The 19,704-nt window shown below is 73.8% G+C and carries 1 protein-coding gene (cut by a window edge); it reads right to left on the bottom strand.

Annotation, left to right across the window (positions count from 1 at the left end; genetic code table 11):
- Window positions 1–19,704 carry the 3' portion of a hypothetical protein gene (locus tag ACWEIJ_RS21100; RefSeq protein ID WP_449838881.1) on the bottom strand. 12,750 nt of this gene lie beyond the right edge of the window, so the window shows 19,704 of its 32,454 coding nt (coding positions 12,751–32,454); its start codon lies beyond the right edge, outside the window — the gene reads right to left on this strand; its stop codon occupies window positions 1–3.

A 19,704-nucleotide genomic window follows, 5' to 3' on the forward strand; every position in this document is an offset into this window, starting at 1 on the left:
TCACGGGTTCTCGTCGCGTGGTGGCGTGCCGCCGAGGAAGTCGGCGAGGGAGATGGAACGCGGCGTCTCCACGTCGCCGTCACCGAGGTCCGACCACGAGCGGACGTCGTCGAGATCCGGCACCGAGCGGTCCTCCCAGGCGGACGGCTCGGAAACGCTGTCCGCTCCCGCCGCCGACCAGGCGTCCTCGGAGCGCGCGTCGTCCTCGGCATCCGGGGCGTGCACGAGGTGCACCTGGCCGTCGGCGGAACGCTCCACCACCAACGGCAGCCCGGCGTGAACGGTCCACTCGGCGCCCGGCGCGAGAACCGGCGTGTGCACGTGGAAGGTCGACGCCAGCTTCGCCTGGAACTCCCGCACCGCGCTCGGCGCGCCGTCCGTCACCACCAGCGCCGTCGGTGCTCCGGCCGCGGTCATCTCGCGGAACGCCGAGGACGCGACGAGCACCTTGGCGAAGGCCGGGCCGTCGACCGCGAGCTGACGGCCGTCCGCGAGCGTGACGCGGAACCGGTCCGCGTCCGCCCGCACGTCCACGCCGGCCGCGCGGTCCGGCCACTGTTCCACTCCGGTCCATTCAGGACTGTCGGTGAAGGACACTCCCACCGGGTGGTCCACGAAGTGCGACCGGACGTCCTCGGGGCGGAACGGCGCGACCCGGCCGGCGGCGTCCGTGCCGAGGACCAGCCCGTACCCGCCGGAGAACGTGTTCCACCGTCCGCCGTGGTGCAGGGCAGTCACCGCGCGCCCGTCCCGCAGCCCGATGTGAACCGCGTCGGTCGACGCGAGCACGGGGAGGTCGTGGCCGAACGAGGTCGAGAGGGCGTACTGGAAGTCGTGCGCCGCCTCACCGGCGCGGTCGTCCCCGACGGTGCAGACGATCAGCGCGATCGCCTCCGGCCGGTCCGGGCCGCTCATCCGCTCCTGGAACGGCTCCAGCCGCCGCACGAGGTCGGCGAACGGGTGCCCGTACAGCGACACCACCGCGCCCTCGCGGTCGTGGACGCGGAAGCCGGAGGAGCCGCCCTGGGCGCCGAAGCTGTGGCTGACGATGAAGAACGTGTTCTCCGGCCACGGCACCGGGCCGGACTGGGCGTCCAGTCCGCCCTCGACCGCGTTGATGTCGCTGACTCCCTGCGGCAGCACCGACATCGTGCCTCGGCCGGCCGCCGCCGTCCACGCGTGCGCGGCCGCCACGTCGTCGTCGCTCATGCCGAACACGACACCGATGGCCCGGCCGTCCCTCATCAGGGGTTCGACCCGCACGTCCGCGGGTGCCACGTCGACGTGACCGCCGAGGTCGATGCGATACCCCTGGGCCGGCTGGTCCAGCGGCAGCTCCGGCAGCTCCCGCCACGCCGTAGCTCGCCCGGCGAGCTCGCCGGCGGCTGCGGTCACCCTGGCCTCCACCCCCAGCCGGGCGCTCAGCGCGGCCTGGAAGTCGTGCGCCGCACCGCCGCGCCAGCCGTACGCACCGGCCCGCGAGGCCAGCAGCGTCACCTCGCGCGACTCGCTGTGCGAGGCCAGCAGGTCCGCGAACGCCGATCCGCCCAGCGCGACCCGCGTCCCATCCGCCAGCGTCACGTGGAACCGCTCGGCGTCACCGTCCACCGCCACCTGGAACGGCCCCTCGGCAGGCTCGTCCACCGCGCCGCGGAACGAGACGCCCACGACCGCGTCTCCGGCCCGGATCGGCTCGACCGGCACGTCGGCCGCGGTGAACACGCGCACCCGGCCGGTGGCGTCGGTGCCCGCCACCACGCCACCGAACCCGCGCCAGCGCCCCTGGCCGTCCTCGGCCACCACAGCGGCGGCAAGCGCGCGCTGGAAGTCGTGCGCCGCGCCGCCGTCATGGCCGAACACACCCGCAGCCGTTCCCGGCAGGGCGACACCGGCCAGTGCGCCCGCGGTGCGGAACGGCTTGGCCTTCGCCACGACGCCTGCCAGCGTCCCGCCGTCGACCGTGATGCGGGTGCCGTCCTTCAACGTCAGCCCGAACCGGTTCGCGCTCGCATCGACATCGACGTGGAACACACTGCCCCGCGTCGCCGTGACCGGCACCGCGACCGGGTTCGTGCCGCTGCGGAACGTCACGCCGACGGTCCGGCCCTCGGACGTCAGGACCTGCCCGACGACATCGCGGCGGTGGAACGTCCGCGCCTCACCGGTCGCCGCGTCCAGGGCCGCCAGGACCGTCTCCCGGCCGAAGGCGCGCTTCAGCCAGGAGCGACCGGACTTCAGCTCGGCGCCGCGATCCGCCGTCGGAACCCCTGCGGGCTCGGGCGCGGGTTCGACGCGTCGCCACTCCCCCGCGTCGTGCACCACGGTGCCCTCAGCCTGCAGCTGGAGGTCGTTGGTGGGCGCGTAAACCGGTTCGGTGCGGCCGAACTGCTCGTGCAGCGCGCGCTGGAAGCCTTCCACCGCACCACCTGGCGCGCCGGCGCCGGACGCGAGCAGCGTCACGGCCTCGGGCGCACCGCCGTACGCCTGCTGGAACGGCTCCGAGCGGGCGACGATCGCGGCCAGCGTCCCGGCGTCGACCACGACCCTGCTGCCGTTCTGGGTCTCGACCAGCATGCTGGCACCGCTGTACTCCTCCACGTCGACGTGGAAGGTCCGGGCGGGCCACGGGGTCTGCTCGTGGCGGACGGCGCCGGACTCCGTCGCATCGGCGAGGTCGAACTGGCCGGTGCCGAGCATGTGGGTGGTGCCGTTGCCGCCGCCCGCCGTGGCCCACGCCTCGCTGTCGAGACGGGTCTCCCCGGTGCGGAACGTGACACCGACGACCTGGTCGCCGTGCCGCAGCGGGACCGCGGAGATCGAGCCAGGCTGGAACGTGATCGTACGGCGGCCGCCGTCGCCGTAGTGGAACTCGACGCCCGACAGCGGCCGCGGCAGCGTGTCGAACGTGCGGACGGTGCCGTCCTGGGTCGCGGCCGCCACCGGCTGCCACACCTCGAACCGCCCCGCGAGAGCGCGCTGGAAGTCGTGGGCCGCGCCGCCGGGCCCGTCGATCTCGCCGGCCGACGAACCGAGCAGGGTGATGCGCTCGCCGGTCGGGACCTGGGCGGCGTGCACGAGGTCGGCCAGGACCTTGCCGGACACCGCGACCTGCCGTCCGTCGGTCAACCGCAGCTCGAACCGGTCGTGGGTGCCGGAGACGGCGACGCGGAACTCGTCCGGCGCACCGCCGTCGGGCAGCGGGTCACCGGTGAACGACACTCCGGCCGGGCTGTGCTCGACGATCACGGCGGGCCGGGTGAAGAGCTCCACCCGACCGTCCGCACCGGTTCCGGCGAACTGCCCCTGTTCGGCGTGCGCGGTCCACTCGCCGCCGCGCTGCACCACCGCGGGCACGTCCAGGCCGAACATGCGGGCCACGGTGCGCTGGAACGCGCTGACGCCCTTTTTGGAAGCCTCGGACACCACGAACGCCGTCGGTCGCTGTGCCCCGGCGGCCTCCCGGAACGCCGGGGACGCCATGACCAGCTTCGCCAGTGCGCGCCCGTCGACCGTGACCGTCCTGCCGTCGGTGAGCGTGACGGAGAAGCGGTCGCCCGATGCCGTCACGTCCAGGCCGATCGCGCCGGCCGGCCACCGCGCCGGGTCCACCGGCGCGTGACCGTCCGCAAAGGACAGTCCGACCGGGCGATCGCCGTCGCGGACGGTCCGCGACCGGACCTCCTCCGGCGCGAACGGGACATGCCTGCCCTGACCGTCGGTGCCGAGCACCTGCCCGTAGCCGCCGGAGAACGTGAACCACTCACCCCCGTGCTCCACGGCGGTGGCCGCGCGGCCCTCCCTCAGTCCGATGTAGACGGAGGAGGTGGGCGCGAGCACCGGCACGTCGACCGCGAAGGTGGTCGACATGGCCTGCTGGAAGTCGTGGGCCGCGGTGCCGGGCCGGTCCTCCGCGACGGTGCAGACGACCAGCGCGATCGCCTCCGGGCGGTCCGGGCCGCTCATCCGCGCCTGGAACGGCTCCAGCCGCCGCACGAGATCGGCGAACTGGTGCCCGTACAGCGACAGCGCCGCGCCCTCGCGGTCGTGGAGGCGGAAGCCGGACGTGTCACCGGAGGCGAAGCTGTGCCCGACGACGAAGAACGTGTTCTCCGGCCACGGCGCCGGAGAAGTCTCCGCGTCGAAACCACGCGCCATGTCGGCGCTGTCCACGTCGATGCCCTGCGGCAGCACGGACACCGTGCCCTTGCCGTCGGCCGCCGCCCACGACAGCGCGGTGTCCAGCCCGTCGCCGTCCACGCTGAACGTGACCCCGACGACCCGCCCGTCCTCGACCAGCGGCACGGCCTGCACGTCCGCGGGAGTCAGGTCGACGATCACGCCCCGCTCGAAGTGGCCCGCCTGGACCGGGCGGTCCATCGGCACGATGGGGAACATCCGCCAGCTGGGGTCGGGTGCCTCGATCTCGGCGTCCTCGGCGATGGTGGCGAGACCGCCCACGTGCGTCGTGAGGTCGTTGGCGGGCGCCACCACCTTGGTCTCCGCACCGAGCCGGTCGCTCAGCGCGGCCTGGAAGTCGACGGCCGCACCGCCACGCCAGCCCGACGCACCGGCCCGCGACGCCAGCAGCGCGACCTCGCCGCCGCGGTTCTCCCGTGCCTCGTGGAACAACGGCGACGAGGTGAGCACGTCCGCGAACGCCGAACCACCCACGGAGACCCGCGTGCCGTCGGCGAGGGTGAGCTGGAACCGGTCGAACCGGTTCTCCACCGCCACCACGGCCGAGTCGGCGCCGGGCGCGCGCATCGACTCGTCCGCCGCACCGCGGAACGACACGCCCACCACGGCGTCGCCGTCACGCACCGGCTCGACCGGCACGTCGGCCGCGCCGAACAGCCGCACCCGGCCGCTGTCCTCGACGCCCGCCACCGCGCCACCGAACCCGCGCCACCGGCCATGTCCCTCTTCGGCCACCACCGCGGTGTCCTTGCCGAACGCGGCCAGGCCGCGCTGGAAGTCGTGTGCCGCACCACCGGCGTGACCGAGGGCGCCCGCGTTCGCCCCCGGCAGGGCGACACCGGCCAGCGTCTGCGCGGAGCGGAACGGCTTGGCCTTCGCCACCACCTCGGCCAGCACACCGCCGTCGACCGTAACGCGCGAGCCGTCCTTCAACGTCAGGCCGAACCGGGACGTGGTCGCGTCGACGTCGACGTGGAACACGCTGCCCCGGGCTGCCGTGACGGGCACCGTGACCCGGTCCGTTCCGGCGCGGAAGGTCATGCCGACCGTGCGGCCCTCGGAGGTCAGGGTGTGCGCCACGACATCGCGGCGGTGGAACGTCCGGGCCTCGCCGGTCGTGGCGTCGAGTCCGGCCAGCACCGACTCACGGCCGAAGACGCGCTTCACCCAGGAACGACCGGACTTCAGCGCGGCGCCGCGCTCGGCCGTCGGCACCTGATCCACCGGCGCGGGCACCTCGGTCCGCTCGGCAACCTGCCGCTCCTCCGCCTTGCGGTCCGCCTCGTCGAACCACGCGGCCAGCCGCGCGTCCTGCTCGGAAACACCGCTGTGGGGCTCGTCGCCGAGGCCAGGAGCCCCGTCGTCCCGGACAGTGACGGCGGGCGACGTCGTCACCGGGCCGTCCTCGGGGAACTCGCTGCTCAGGTCGCCGTCGGACCGGCCGGCCCGATGCGCCTCGGCAGGAGGCACCACGCGGCCGGGAGCTTCGGGGGTCCGGTCGTGCATGGTCCAGCCGTCCTGAGTCAGCACGACCGGCGTGCCTTCGGGGGTGGCCTGCAGCCGTGCCACACCCCTGGGCTCGTAGACCGGCACGCGGACGCCGAAGTCCCGGACGAGGGTGTCGCGGAAGCCGCCGCCCTGCGACGGCGCGTCCGGCGGGGACGAGGTGATCAGAGCGATCCGGCGGCGCGGTCCCGTGCCGGAGTCACCGCGGAAGACCTCGGTGTTGCCGACCACGCGTGCGAACGTCCTGCCGTCGAGGTGCACCGCCCTGCCGTCCGCGGTGTGCACCACCAGCAGACCGTCCACACCGGACGAGGCCGCCACGTGGAAGGTGCCCGGCGGCATCATCGTGCCGCGCAGCTGACCGAGGCCCGGCTGCGCCGCGGGCTGGACACCGTATTCCCAGAACGTCACGCCGACCGGGCGGCCCGCCAGCACCAGCGGCACCGACCGCACGGCGGCCGGGTCGAACGGGACCGGCCGCGGCTCGCCCGGCAGCCGGCCGAGCGCCAGGGCGCGGCCGGAGGAGAACTGCTCCCAGCGGCCGTTGTTGCGCAGGTAGCTCTCCCATTCGAGCTCCGGCCGCATGGTGTGGACACCGCTGTTGGTGGTCGGGGCGACCACCGGCTGGCGGTGCCCGAACTCGGCCAGCGCCCGCTGGAAGTCGTCGGCGAAGGCGCCCGGCCCCCTCGTCGCCGCGGTCTGGCAGGAGAACAGGGTCAGCGTTTCCGCACGACGCTCGGCCATCAGCCCGTGGAACGCCCGAAGGTCGTGCAGCACCGAAGCCAGGGCCGCACCGCTCACCGAGATGGCGCGGCCGTCGACGAGGTTGATCGTCGCCGAGGTGGGGCCGCCGTGGAGCACGACGTAGGCCGAGCGCTCCGGCCACGGCGCCGGCGTGCCCGGCTCGCCCGTGTGCTCCTCGCGGGTGAGCCGGGTCCTGACCTCCTCGCCGGGAGCCAGCGTCATCGTCGTGCCGCGGTGGCGTTCCGACATCTGCGAGAGGTTGGTGAAGACGTCCTTGCCGATCAGGAACGTCAGCCCGACCGGGGCGCCGTCACGTCCGCGGATCACGTTCACGCGCACGTCGCCGGTGCGGAACGGCGTCGGCATCCCGCCGCGCGTCTGCGCGGTCAGCGCCACGCCGGCGATCACGTCCGGCCTCGGGAACGGCCGCCACGCGCCACCGCGGTCCAGCACGAGCTGGCCACCGGTGCCGGGAAACTCGCCCGTCCGCAGGTGCACGTCCGTCGTCGGCGCCACCACCAGGTGCACCAGGCCGACGTCCGCCAGCGCCCGCTGGAAGTCCCTCGCCGCGCTGCCGAGCGCCGACCGGGCCGCGAGCAGCACCAGGGTCCCGCTCTTGTTCTCGAAGGTCATGTCCCGGAACGCGCTCAGGTCGGCGACCACCCGCCCGAACATCGTCCCGTCCACGCGCACCGGCACGCCGTCGCGCAGGTGCAGCTCGAACGCCTCCGACCCGCCGCGCACCGCCACGTACAAGGCGTCCTTGTGCCACGGCGACGAGGTCGGGTACGCGCCCTCGCTGCCGGGGAACCTCGACGGACCGGCGCCTTCCGGGTGCACGTAGGTCCGCAGGTGCTGCTGGGCGGGCTGCTCGGCCCACAACCGGGCGTTCGCCCGCTCGTCACCGGCGAGGAAGGTGAGACCGATCGGCTGACCGGCGTGCCGCAGCTCCTCGACCCGCACGTCTCCGGGCATGAACCGGCGCAGCCGCCCGTCGGCGTCGAGCCCGGCCGCGGCTCGCGGCGCCGGCCCGGACGAGGCGCCGCGCGGCACGTCACCCGTGCGGGGCGCGGAGTCCATCAGGTCGAGCTCGCCGCGCTCCACGGTGGACGAGCGGGCGAGATCACGCTCAGGCCCGGCCGCCGCCAGGTCGACGTCGTCGCCGAGCTCCCGTGCGGAGAACGACGTCAGGTCCCTGTCCCGGCCGGGCGTGGACGAGACCAGGCCGGCCTCGTCGGCCTGCCGCCGCGGCGGGGACCACTCCGACGGAGACGGGAACGACTCCCAGTGGCCGCCCCTGGACACGAAGCTCTCCCAGGAGGTCCGCGGCACGTCGAGGCCGAAGCGGACCGGTCCCGTCGGCCCCACCACCGGCTGGCGGTACCCGAGCCTCTCCAGCGCCTGCTGGAAGTCGAACGCGGTACCACCGGCGTGCCGGTCGGCACCGGCCCAGCAGGACAGCAGCGTCAACGCCGCGTGCTCACGCACGGCCATGAGGTCGCGGAACGGCCTCAGGTCGTGCAACAACTCCGCCAGCACCGCTCCGCGCACCAGCAGCGAGTGGCCGTCGGTCAGCTCGATCCTCGCGATGTTGCGGTTGCCGTGCAGGGTGATGTACGCGGCCGGCTCGGGCCACGGCGCGGGCTGCGAGAGGTCCGCTCCTCGGTCGATCTCCCGCTCGAGCCGCTGACCTGCCTCGCCGTCGGGGAGCAACGTCGTCCTGCCGCGATGCGGCTGCGCGAAGGTGTCCAGGTCCTGGAGCAGCTCACCGCCGACCACGAAGGACACCGCCTGCGGCCTGCCGTCCGGGCCGTTGATCGAGGTGACCCGCACCTCGTCGGTGTTGAAGTAGGTGCGCTGCCCCCTCAGCGTCCGCGCCATGAGCGCCCGGTTCTCGACCACCTCGGCGGTCGGGAACGCCCGCCAGGAACCACCCTGGTCCACGACGATCTGACCGGCCCGCTTGAACCACGCCGTCCGCAGGTGCACGTCGGTGGTGGGCGCCACCACCAGGTGCGGCCAGCCCTGCGCCGTCAGCGCCTGCTGGAAGTCCGCGGCGGCACGGCCGGCGCCCGACCGGCCCGCGAGCAGGACCACCGAGCCACCGGCGCTGGTCTGCGCCATCCGCCGGAAGCCCGGCACCTCGGACAGCACCCGGCCGAACGTCGACCCGTCCACCGTCAGCCGCGAGCCGTCGGTCAGCCGCAGGTCGAACGCGTCCGCGTCACCGCGCACCGCGACGTACATCGAGTCCTGGCGCCAGTTCGCGGGGATCATCGTCGCGCCCTTGCTGCTCGGGAACGACGACGAACCCTCCCGCTGCACGAAGGTCCGCAGGTGTTCGATGCCGGGCTCCGCGGCCCACCGCAGCGAAGCGGAACGCTCGGCACCGGTGAGAAAGGTGAACCCGATCGGCTCCTTCGCCTTGCCCCGCAGCTGCTCGACCCGGACGTCACCGGGCTCGAACCGGCGCACACCGCCGGAGGGTTCCGCCCCCTCCAGGCGTCCCGACCCGGAGGTGCCGGGCAGCGACGTCAGCCCACCGACCCGCGCCGCCGGAGCGGGCGGCCGGACGACCTGCACGGGTGCGTCACCATCGCGGTGGTGGACGGTCCAGCCGTCCTGGAACCAGACGACAGGCCTGCTGTGGCCGTCGGCGTGCAGGCCGGCCTCGCCCCTGAGCTCGTACACCGGGTTCTTGACGCCGAACTCGTCGTGCAGCGCGTGGTGGAAGTCCGCGCCGGGAGTCCGCCCGGAAAGCGGGGTCGAGGCGGCCAGCACGATCGGCGACGACGGGTGGAGACCGCCGATGGCGCGGAACGTCTCGCTGTTGCCCACCATCCTGGCGAACGCGGCGCCGTCGACGTGCACGGTCCGGCCGTCGGTGGTGTGCACCACGAGCCATCCGTCCACATCGGACTCCGCCGAGACGTGGAAGGTCCCCTCCCGCAACCGCGCGGTCTGCCCCTGCGGTTGCCCGGCGTCTCCCGCGGTCTCCCGCCGGAACGACACGCCGACCGGGCGGTCGCCCTGCAGGATCGGCCTCGACCGCACCTCAGCGGGGTCGACCGGCACCCAGCGGACCTGGTCGCGCAGCTGTCCCAGCACGGGGGCCCGGCCCGACGAGAACGCCTCCCACCGGCCGTCGAGCACGTGGGTGCTCCAGGCGTCCTTCTTCACGGAGTAGGTGCCGGCCGTGTTCGTCGGCGCCACCACGGGCTGTCGATGTCCCTGGCTCTCGAGCGCCCGCTGGAAGTCGTGCGCCAGACCACCGGCGCCCCGCGTCTCGCCGGTCGAGCAGGCGAGCAGCGTCAGCGCCTCCGGGTCGCGGGCGGCCATCAGGTCCCGGAACGACCGCAGGTCGCCGAGCAGGTCGGCGAACGCCGCGCCGCGCAGCATGACCGTGCGCCCGTCGACCAGCTCCAGCTGGACCTTCTCCGGGAACCCGTGAGTGAGGACGTACGCCGACCGCTCCGGCCACGGCGAGGGCCGCGAGTAGTCCCGCCCGGCCTGCACCTCGCGCACGAACCGCGCGCCGTCCATGCCGTCCGGCACGAGCGACGTCCGATGCGTGGCCGGGAGAGCCAGCCGCTGCACGTTGTGGTGCAGCTCGTCCCCGACCAGGAACGAGATCGCCAGCGGCCTGCCGTCGTGACCGTTGAGCGTGGTGGCCCTCACGTCACCGGTGCGGATGGTCGTCGACGCGCCGTAGGGCGATTCCGCGTCCAGCTGCCGGTTGGCGATCACGGCGGGTTCGGGGAACGTCCGCCAGGAGCCGCCGCGGTCCACGACGATCTGGCCGCCGCGCTTGAGCAGCGCGGTCCGCAGGTGCACGTCCGCCGTCGGCGCCACCACCAGCTGGTGCCATCCGGCGGACTCCAGTCCCTGCTGGAAGTCGCGCGCCGCGGGACCGGCGGCCGACCGCCCGGTCAGCAGCACCAGCGTGCCGCCGTTGGGGTCCTCGGCCATCCTGCGGAACGGCGTCAGCTCGGCCATCACGTGCCCGAACGTCGAGCCGTCGACCGTCACCCGCGCGCCGTCGGTCAGCCGCAGCTCGAAGGAGTCCGTGCCGCCCCGCACCGCGACGTATGTGGCGTCCGCGCGCCACGGCCCGCGCACCTCGGCCGCACCCTTGCTGCTCGGGAACGACGACGAACCCTCGGGGTGCACGAACGTCCGCTGATGCTCGCTCCTGGGCTCACCAGCCCACCGCAACGAGGCGGAACGCTCGCTCCCGCTGAGGAACGTCAGGCCGATCTGCTCCCCACCGCGCACCATCGGCCGAACCTGGACCTCGCCCGGCTCGAACCGGCGCACGAGGCCGGTCGCGTCCACCCCGCGCAGCCCTTGTACCGGCGCCTTCACCCGCGCGCCGACGGGTTCGGCGTCGTGGCGCACCGGCACCTCGCCGGCCGGCTCCTGACGCGAGACGCGGTGCTCGATCCAGCCTTCGCGGGACCGCAGCGCCGGCTCTCCGGCCGCGTCCGCGACGACGTCGATCATGCCGCGCGGCACGTGCACCGACTCGCGGAAGCCGAAGTCGCGCATCAGCGTCTCGTGGAACCCGTTGACCGGACCCGGCGTGTACAGCGGCTTCGACATCGCCAGCACGACAGGCGCCTGCTCAGCACCGCGGAACGCCTCGGACTCACCGACCACCCGCCCGAGCACCGGGCCATCGACGAACACGGCGTCACCGCGCGAGGTGCGCACCACGAACTCGTTCATCCCGCCGCGCTCGACGTCCACGACGAACGTCCGCTCCGGCACGGCACCGTCCGCGATCCGGCCGACCGCGGGAGAACCGCCTTCGCGGAACGACACCCCGACCGGACGGCCGTCGCGCAGCACCGGCGCCGAGCGCACCTCGGCCGGGGCGAACGGGACCCACCCGGAGTTGTCCTGGAGCCTGCCCAGTGCCGGTGCCGAGCCCGACGAGAACTGCTCCCACCGGCCGCCGTCGACGACGAAGGTGTCCCAGGTGGTCCTGCGCCACTCGTGCACCGCGACCGGCTTCGTGGGCGCCACCACCGGCTGGTGGTAGCCGAACTCGGCCAGCGCGCGCTGGAAGTCGTCCGCGACACCACCGGCGGCCCGCACCGCACCGGTCGAGCACGACAGCAGGGTCAGCGCTTCCTGCTCGCGCGCGGACATCATGTCCCGGAACGGCCGGAGGTCGTGCAGCAACTCGGCCAGCACGGCACCGGTCACCATGACCCCGCGGCCGTCGGTCAGCTCCACGAACGCGCGGCTGGGGAAACCGTGCAGCGTCACGTACGCCGACCGCGCGGGCCACGGCGAGGGCTGCGACACGATCCTGCCGTCGGCCAGATCCCGGCCGAACGTCGCGCCGTGGTCTCCCTCCGGCAGCAGCCAGGTGGCGCCGCCGCCGGGACGTCCGAAGTACCGCGCGTCGTCGCGCAGTTCGTCCCCGACCGAGAACGACACCGCCACCGGCCTGCCCTGCGGATCGGCGAGTCCGGTGACCCGCACCTCACCGGTGCGGAACTGGGTCGGTTGATCCCTCGGGGTGAAGCCGTCCAGGACCCGGTCCTCGACCACGTCCGACAGGGGGAACGCCCGCCAGGCCCCGCCCCGGTCCACGACGATCTGGCCACCGCGCTTCAACCACGCCGTCCGCAGGTGCACGTCGGTCGTCGGCGCGACGACCAGGTGCTCCCAGCCCTCGTCCGCCAGCGCCTGCTGGAGGTCACGCGCCGCCTCACCGGCACCGGACCGGCCCGCGAGCAGCACCAGCGTGCCGCTCGCGTTGTCGTCGGCCATCTTGCGGAACGGCTGCGCCTCGGCCAGCACCCGGCCGAACGTCTCCCCGTCGACCCGCACCCGCGCGCCGTCGGTCAGCCTCAGCTCGAAGGAGTCCGCGCCACCCCGGACCGCCACGTACATCGCGTCCGCGCGCCACGGCCCGCGCACCTCGGCCGCACCCTTGCTGCTCGGGAACGACGACGAACCCTCGGGATGCATGAACGTCCGCAGGTGCTCGTTCGCAGGCTCACGAGCCCACCGCAACGAAGCGGAACCCTCGCCACGACCGCTGAGGAACGTCACTCCGATCTGCGCCGTACCACGCACCATCGGGCGAACCCGGACCTCGCCGGGTTCGAACCGGCGCACCTCACCGGTCGCGTCGACACCGTGCAGCCGCCCTGCCGAGGACGGCTCCCCGGTGGACCGCGACATCCGCCCGGAGTCCGGGTCCGGTCCGGCGGTGGGGCGGACGACGCGTTCGCGGACGTCGGCGGTGCGGTCGTGCACCGTCCAGCCGTCCTGGGTCCACACGGCCGGCGCACCGTTCTCGCCGCGGCGCACGCCGGCCGCGCCCCTGGACTGGTGGACCGGGTTCTCGACGTTGAACTCCAGGTTGAGGACCTGGTGGAAGGCATAGCCCCAGCTCCGGCCGTGCAGCGGGGTCGAGACGGCCAGCGTGATCGGCCCCGACCGCCGGAAGTCATCCATGCCGCGGAACGTCTCGCTGTTGCCCACGACGCGCGCGAACGCGGGACCGTCGAGGTGCACCGTCGCACCGTCGCGGGTGTGCAGGACGACCCGTCCGTCCACATCGGACTCCGCCGACACCAGGAACGCTCGTCGCGGCAACGGCGTCGTCCTCGCGTCACCCGGAACCGGGCCGCCCTCGCCCTCGCGCCAGAACGAGACACCGACCGGCCGGCCCTCGTGCAGGATCGGCCGCGACCGCACCTCGGCGGGCTCGACCGGGATCCACCTGGCCTCGCCGTGCAGCTCGCCCAGCGTCCAAGCCGACCCGGACGAGAACTGCTCCCAGCGGCCGCCGTTGACCACAACGGTGTCCCACGCGCCCGCGGCCGCGTCGTGCGCCCCGACGCGGACCGGCGTCGACGGTGCCACCACCGGCTGCCGGTACCCGAACTCGGCCAGCGCGCGCTGCAGGTCGAACGCGGCGCTGCCGGGTGAGCGATCCGCGCCCGTCGAACAGGACAGCAGGGTCAGCGCTTCCTGATCGCGCACCGACATCAGGTCCCGGAACACCCGCAGGTCGCCAAGCACCTCGGCCAGCACGCCGCCGCTCACGTCGAGCGTGCGGCCGTCGGTCAGCTCGAGCCGCACCTTGTCCTCGTACCCGTGCAGGGTCACGTAGGCGGACCGCTCCGGCCACGGCGCGGGCTGCACGTGGTCCTGCCAGCCCTTCGACGTCGCCCCCTCGACCAGCGAGGTCGTGCCCGCGTGCGGCAGCGACAGGTCGGTCAGGTCGTGGCGCAGCTGGTTGCCGATCACGAACGACAACATCTGCGGGCGGCCGTCCGGACCGTTGATCGCGGCGACCCGCACCTCGCTCGTGTGGAACCTGGCCGGCCAGCCGTGGTCCGTCGTCAGGGCCTCCAGTTCCCTGCCCTGGATCACGTCGGCCAGCGGGAACGCCCGCCAGGACCCACCGCGGTCGACGACGATCTGGCCACCGCGGCCCGGCCAGTCCGTCCGCAGGTGCACGTCCGTCGTCGGTGCCACCACGAGCTGGTGCCAGCCGTTCGCCGTCAGCGCCCGCTGGAAGTCCCCCGCCGCCGCACCGGCACCCGACCGGCCGGCGAGCAGCACCACCGAGCCGCCCTCGTTGACCGCCGCCAGCCGCTGGAACTTCGGCAGCTCGGACACCACCCGCCCGAACGTCTCCCCGTCGACCCGCACCCGCGAGCCGTCGTTCAGCCGCAGTTCGAAGGAGTCCTCGCCACCGCGCACCGCGACGTACATGGAGTCCTTGCGCCACCGCGCGGGAGCCTCCATCGCGCCCTTGCTGCTGGGGAACTGGGAGTCGCGCACCGACTGCACGAAGGTGCGCAGGTGCTCGCTCCTGGGCTCGGCACCCCAGCGCAGCGACGCGGAACGCTCACCACCGCTGAGGAACGTCAGGCCGACCGGTTCGCGGAACAGGCCCAGCGGATCGGTCTTGCGCCACATCCGCTGAACCTGGACCTCGCCGGACTCGAAGCGGCGCACCTCGCCGTTGGCGTCGTAGCCCATCGGCCGCTGGTCCACCCGGAGAGCCGGCTGCGGCGAGGGAGCGTCCAGGTGCCGGTGACCTGCGACCGCCGGGGTGATCTCCGCACCGCCGCCGGTGCGGTCCGGTGCCGACGAAGCCGCGCCGGTGTCGTCGGCGCCGGCCCTCGCCTCACGCTCGCGAGGCACTCCGCCGTCGGCCGGTTCCAGCCGGGCGGCGCGGTGCTCGGCCCAGCCGTCACCGGCCCGCAGAACCGGCGTGCCGTCCGCACCCGTGACGACCTCGACACCGCCGCGCGACTCGAACACCGGCTCGCGGAAGCCGAAGTCGCGGATCAGCGTCTGGTAGAAGCCGCGGACCTGCCCCGACACGTCCACCGGCCGCGACACCGCCAGTGCGACAGGTGCCCGTTCGGCGCCGCGGAACGCCTCGGACTCACCGACCACCCGCGCGAGCACCGGACCGTCGACGAACACGACGTCACCGCGGGTGGTGCGCACCGCGAACTCGTCCGCCGCACCCGGCTCGACCTCCACGACGAACGCCCGCTCCGGCACGGTGTCGTCCGCGACGCGGCCGCCCGTGGCGGCCCAGACCGAACCGTCTTCCCGGAACGAAACACCGACCACCCGGCCGTCGCGCACCACCGGAGTCGAACGCACCTCGGCCGGCGCGAACGGCACCCACCGCGGATCGTCCTGCAGCCTGCCCAGCGCCGGAGCCGCGCCGGACGAGAACTGCTCCCAGCGGCCACCGTCGATGACGTTGGTGTCCCAGGTGGTCCTGCTCCGCTCGTGCAGCGCGGTCGACTTCGTGGGCGCCACCACCGGCTGGTGATGGCCCAGTTCGACCAGCGCCCGCTGGAAGTCGTCGGCGACGCCACCGGCGCCGCGCCGCGCACCGACCTCGCAGGACACCAGGGTCAGCGCTTCCTGCTCACGCGCGGACATCAGGTCCCGGAACGCCCGCAGGTCGTCCAGCACCTCGGCCAGCACGCCACCGGTCACCAGGACCTTCCGGCCATCGGTCAGGTCGAGGCCCACGAGGTGGGAGCGGCCGTGCACCGTCACGTACGCCGACCGTTCGGGCCACGGCGCGGGCTGCGGCTCGATCCGGCCGTCGGCCACGTCCTGGTCGAAGCTCTCGCCGCGGTCGCCCTCCGGCAGCAGCCACGTGGTGCCTTCGTGACGGCGGCTCAGCAGGTCCTGGTCGATGCGCAGCGTGGCCCCGGTCATGAACGTGACCGCCACCGGCCCGCCCTGCCGGTCGTCGATCCTGGCGACCCGCACCTCACCGGTGCGGAACACGGTCGGTTCCGCCTTCATGGTGAGCGCGGGCAGGGTCCGGTCCACGACCACGTCCGGCAGCGGGAACGCCCGCCAGGCCCCACCCCGGTCCACGACGATCTGGCCACCGCGCTGCAACCACGCCGTCCGCAGGTGGACATCGGCCGTCGGCGCCACCACCAGGTGGTCCCAGCCCCGCGCCGCCAGCGCCTGCTGGAAGTCGCGCGCCGCCCCGCCCACGCCCGACCGGCCGGCCAGCAGCACCAGCGTGCCGCCCTCGTTGTCCTCGGTCATCTTGCGGAACGGCGCGAGCTCCGCCATCAACCGGCCGAACGTCGAGCCGTCCACCCGCACGCGCGCGTCGTCGTTCAGCCACAGGTCGAAGGAGTCCTCGCCGCCCCGCACCGCGACGTACATCGAGTCCTGACGCCACGGACCCGCCACCTCCGCGGCACCCCGGCTGCTCGGGAACGACGACGAACCCTCGGGGTGCATGAACGTCCGCAGGTGCTCGCTCCTGGGCTCCCCGCCCCACCGCAACGAAGCGGACCGCTCGTCCGCCCTGAGGAACGTCAGGCCGACCTGGTCGCCCCCGCGCGTCATCGGGCGGACCTGGACCTCGACCGGCTCGAACCGGCGCACGTCACCGGTCGCGTCCACCCCGCGCAGCCGCCCGAACCCGTACGTGCGCGTGGACGGCTCCCCGGTGGACACGGGCATCCGCCCGGCGTCCGGGCCCGGTCCGGCGGTGGAGTGGCCTCCACGTTCGGCCACCGGCGCGTCACCCGTGCGGGCTTCGGCCGCCGGGAACGCCCGCCACGTCCCGCCGTGGTGCACGACGATCCCGCCGGCTCCCGCCGGGTCCGTCCGCATGAGCACCTCGGTGGTCGGCGCCATCACCTGCTCACGCCGCCCGGCGGCGTGCAGCGCCTGCTGGAAGTCCCGCGCCGTCTCGCCGGCACCGGACCTGTTCGTCAGCAGCACCACCGTGCCGCCCTCGTTGCGGTTCGCGGTCTGCTGGAACTTGTCCAGCTGGGCCATCACCCGCCCGAAGGTCGAGCCGTCCACCCGCAGCGGCGAGCCGTCCTTGAGCCACAGGTGGAAGAAGTCCTCGCCGCCGGTCGCCGCGACGTACGTCGCGTTCTCGCGCCACGGCGCGACCGCCTGCCTGGGACCGTCGCCACCGGACGGCGAAGGCAGCGGGTGCACCAGCGTCTGCAGGTGCGTGCTCCTGGGCTCGGCACCCCACCTCAGGGAGTTGTCGAGACCGGGGCCGGCGAGGAACGTCAACCCGACCGGCTCGCGGAGCAGACCCAGCGGGCCGGTCTGCCGCCACATCCGCCGGACCTGGACCTCGCCCGCGTCGAACCGGCGCAGCTCACCGGCACCGTCCACGCCGTGCAACGTCGTCCCCGGGGTGGGGTCGATGACGCGGACGGGCAGGTTGCCGCCGCTGTGGTAGACGGTCCAGCCGTTCTGGGTCCACACGACCGGCGAGCCGTCGCCACCGTCGCGCAGACCGGCCGCGCCCCTCGGCTCGTGGACCGGGTTGCGGGCGTTGAACTCGCGGCGAAGGGCGTGGTGGAACGCCTGCCCCTGGGTCGGGCCGTTCAGCGGGGTCGACACGACCAGCGCGATCTGGTCGCTCACTCCGAGGCGCCCCATGCCGCGGAACGTCTCGCTGAGGCCCACCACCCGCGCGAACGCCGCGCCCTCGAGGTGCACGGGCCTGCCCTCGGTGGTGTACACCATGAACCGTCCGTCCACATCGGACTCGGCCGACACGTGGAACGTCCGCTCCGGGAACCTCTTGTCGTGCACGCCGTCGGGAACGGGCCCGGTGCTGTCTTGCCGGAACGACACACCGATCGAGCGGTCTCCGTGCATGATCGGCGTCGACCGCACCTCACGCGGGTCGAACGGCGCCCAGCGCGCCTCGTCGTCGAACCTGCCCAGCACCTGGACCGCACCCGCCGAGAAGTGCTCCCACCGGCCGGCGTCCTCCACGTAGGTGCCCCACACGCCGCCGCGGTCGGAGTGGGTGATGAGCGTCCTCGTCGGCGCCACCACGGGCTGACCGTGCCCGAGCTCGGCGAGCGCCTGCTGGAAGTCGCGCGCGAAACCACCGATGTGGCGGGCTTGGGCGACCGAACAGGACAGCAGGGTCACCGCTTCCTGCTCGCGGACGGCCATCAGGTCCCGGAACGCCCGCAGATCCGTGAGCAGGTGGGCGAACTCGTCACCCCGCACCCTGAGCGTGCGTCCGTCGGTCAGCTCCACCGTCACGGTCTCGCGGCTGCCGTGCATGTTCACGTACGCGGACCGCTCCGGCCACGGCGCGAGCTGCGTGTCCACCCGCCCCGTCCGCACGGCCCGGTCGACCTCGGCGACGCTGCGCACTCCTTCCGGCAGGATCCCCGTCGTGCCCTCGTGCGGAAGCGACAACTTCTTCAGCCCGAACCGCTGATCACTACCGATCTCGAAGGTCACGAGCTGCGGCCTGCCGTCCGGGCCGTTGATCGAGGTGATCCGCACTTCGCTCGTCCGGAACGTGGTCGAGCTCCCGCCCCGCGTCTGAGCGTTGATCACCCGGTTCGCGATCACCTCCGTCTCGGGGAACGACCGCCAGGAAGCACCGCGGTCCATGACGATCTGACCGCCGCGGCCGAGCAGCGGCGCCCGCAGGTGCACGTCGGTGGTCGGCGCCACCACGAGCTGCTGCCAGCCCTGGTTCGCCAGTGCCCGCTGGAAGTCGGCAGCCGCCCCACCGACACCCGACCGGTCCGCCAGCAGCACCACCGTGCCGCTCTCGTTGCGGTTCGCCATGCGCTGGAACTTGTCCAGCTGGGCCATCACCCGGCCGAACGTCGCGCCGTCCACACCCAGCCGTGAGCCGTCCTTCAGCCGAAGCTCGAAAGTGCCGGCCTCGGCGCGCACCGCGACGTACATCGCGTCCCTGCGCCACGGCCCGGTCATCTCGGTGGCGCCCTTGCTGCTCGGGAACGCAGACGACCCCTCCGGGTGCACGAAAACCTGCCGGTGCGTGCTCCTCGGCTCGGCACCCCACCGCAGGGAGTTGGTGCGGTCGGTGCCGCTGAGGAACGTCAACCCGACCGGGTTGTTGTTCCACAGCCCCGACGGGTCGGTCCGCCGCCACATCCGGCTGACCCGGACCTCGCCGGGCTCGAACCGGCGCACCTCGCCGTTGGGATCGATGCCCATCGGCCGCCGGTCCACCCACGGCGGCGGCTGCGGCGCGGGAACCTGCTCGGACTCCGCCTCCGACGGCGTGGTCTCCCCGTCGTCGGAGGTGCGCTCGACCGGCCGCTGACCCTCGGCGTCGTCCATGACGCTGTGACCGTCCGCGTCCGCGACCGCATCGCCCTGGCGCTGCGACTGGCCGACCTCTGCATCCGCCGCCTGCGTGATCTCCGCGTCGGCGGTGGTGGGGTGCTCGGCCCAGCCGTCCCCGGCCCGCAGGACCGGCGTGCCGTCCGCCCCCGCGACGACCTCGACGCCGCCGCGCGACTCGAACACCGACTCGCGCAACCCGTAGTCGCGGACCAGCGTGTCGTGGAAACCGCGGACCTGCCCCGACACGTCCACCGGCTCGGACAGCGCCAGCACGACAGGAGCCCGCTCCGCACCGCGGAACGCCTCGGACTCGCCGACCACCCGCGCGAGCACCGGTCCGTCGACGAACACGGTGTCACCGCGGGAGGTGCGCACCACGAACTCGCCGTCCCGGGCCGGCTCGACGTCCACGACGAACGCCCGTTCCGGCACAGGAGCGGTGAACCGGCCGCCCGTCTCGCCCCAGGCCGCGCCGCCGTCGCGGAACGACACACCGACCACCCGGCCGTCGCGCAGCACCGGCGTCGAACGCACCTCGGCCGGTGTGAACGGCACCGGCTGGGCGTCGTCGGACAGCCTGCCCAGCGCCGGAGCCGGTCCCGACGAGAACTGCTCCCAGCGGCC

The sequence above is a fragment of the Lentzea sp. NPDC004789 genome, from assembly GCF_053601075.1.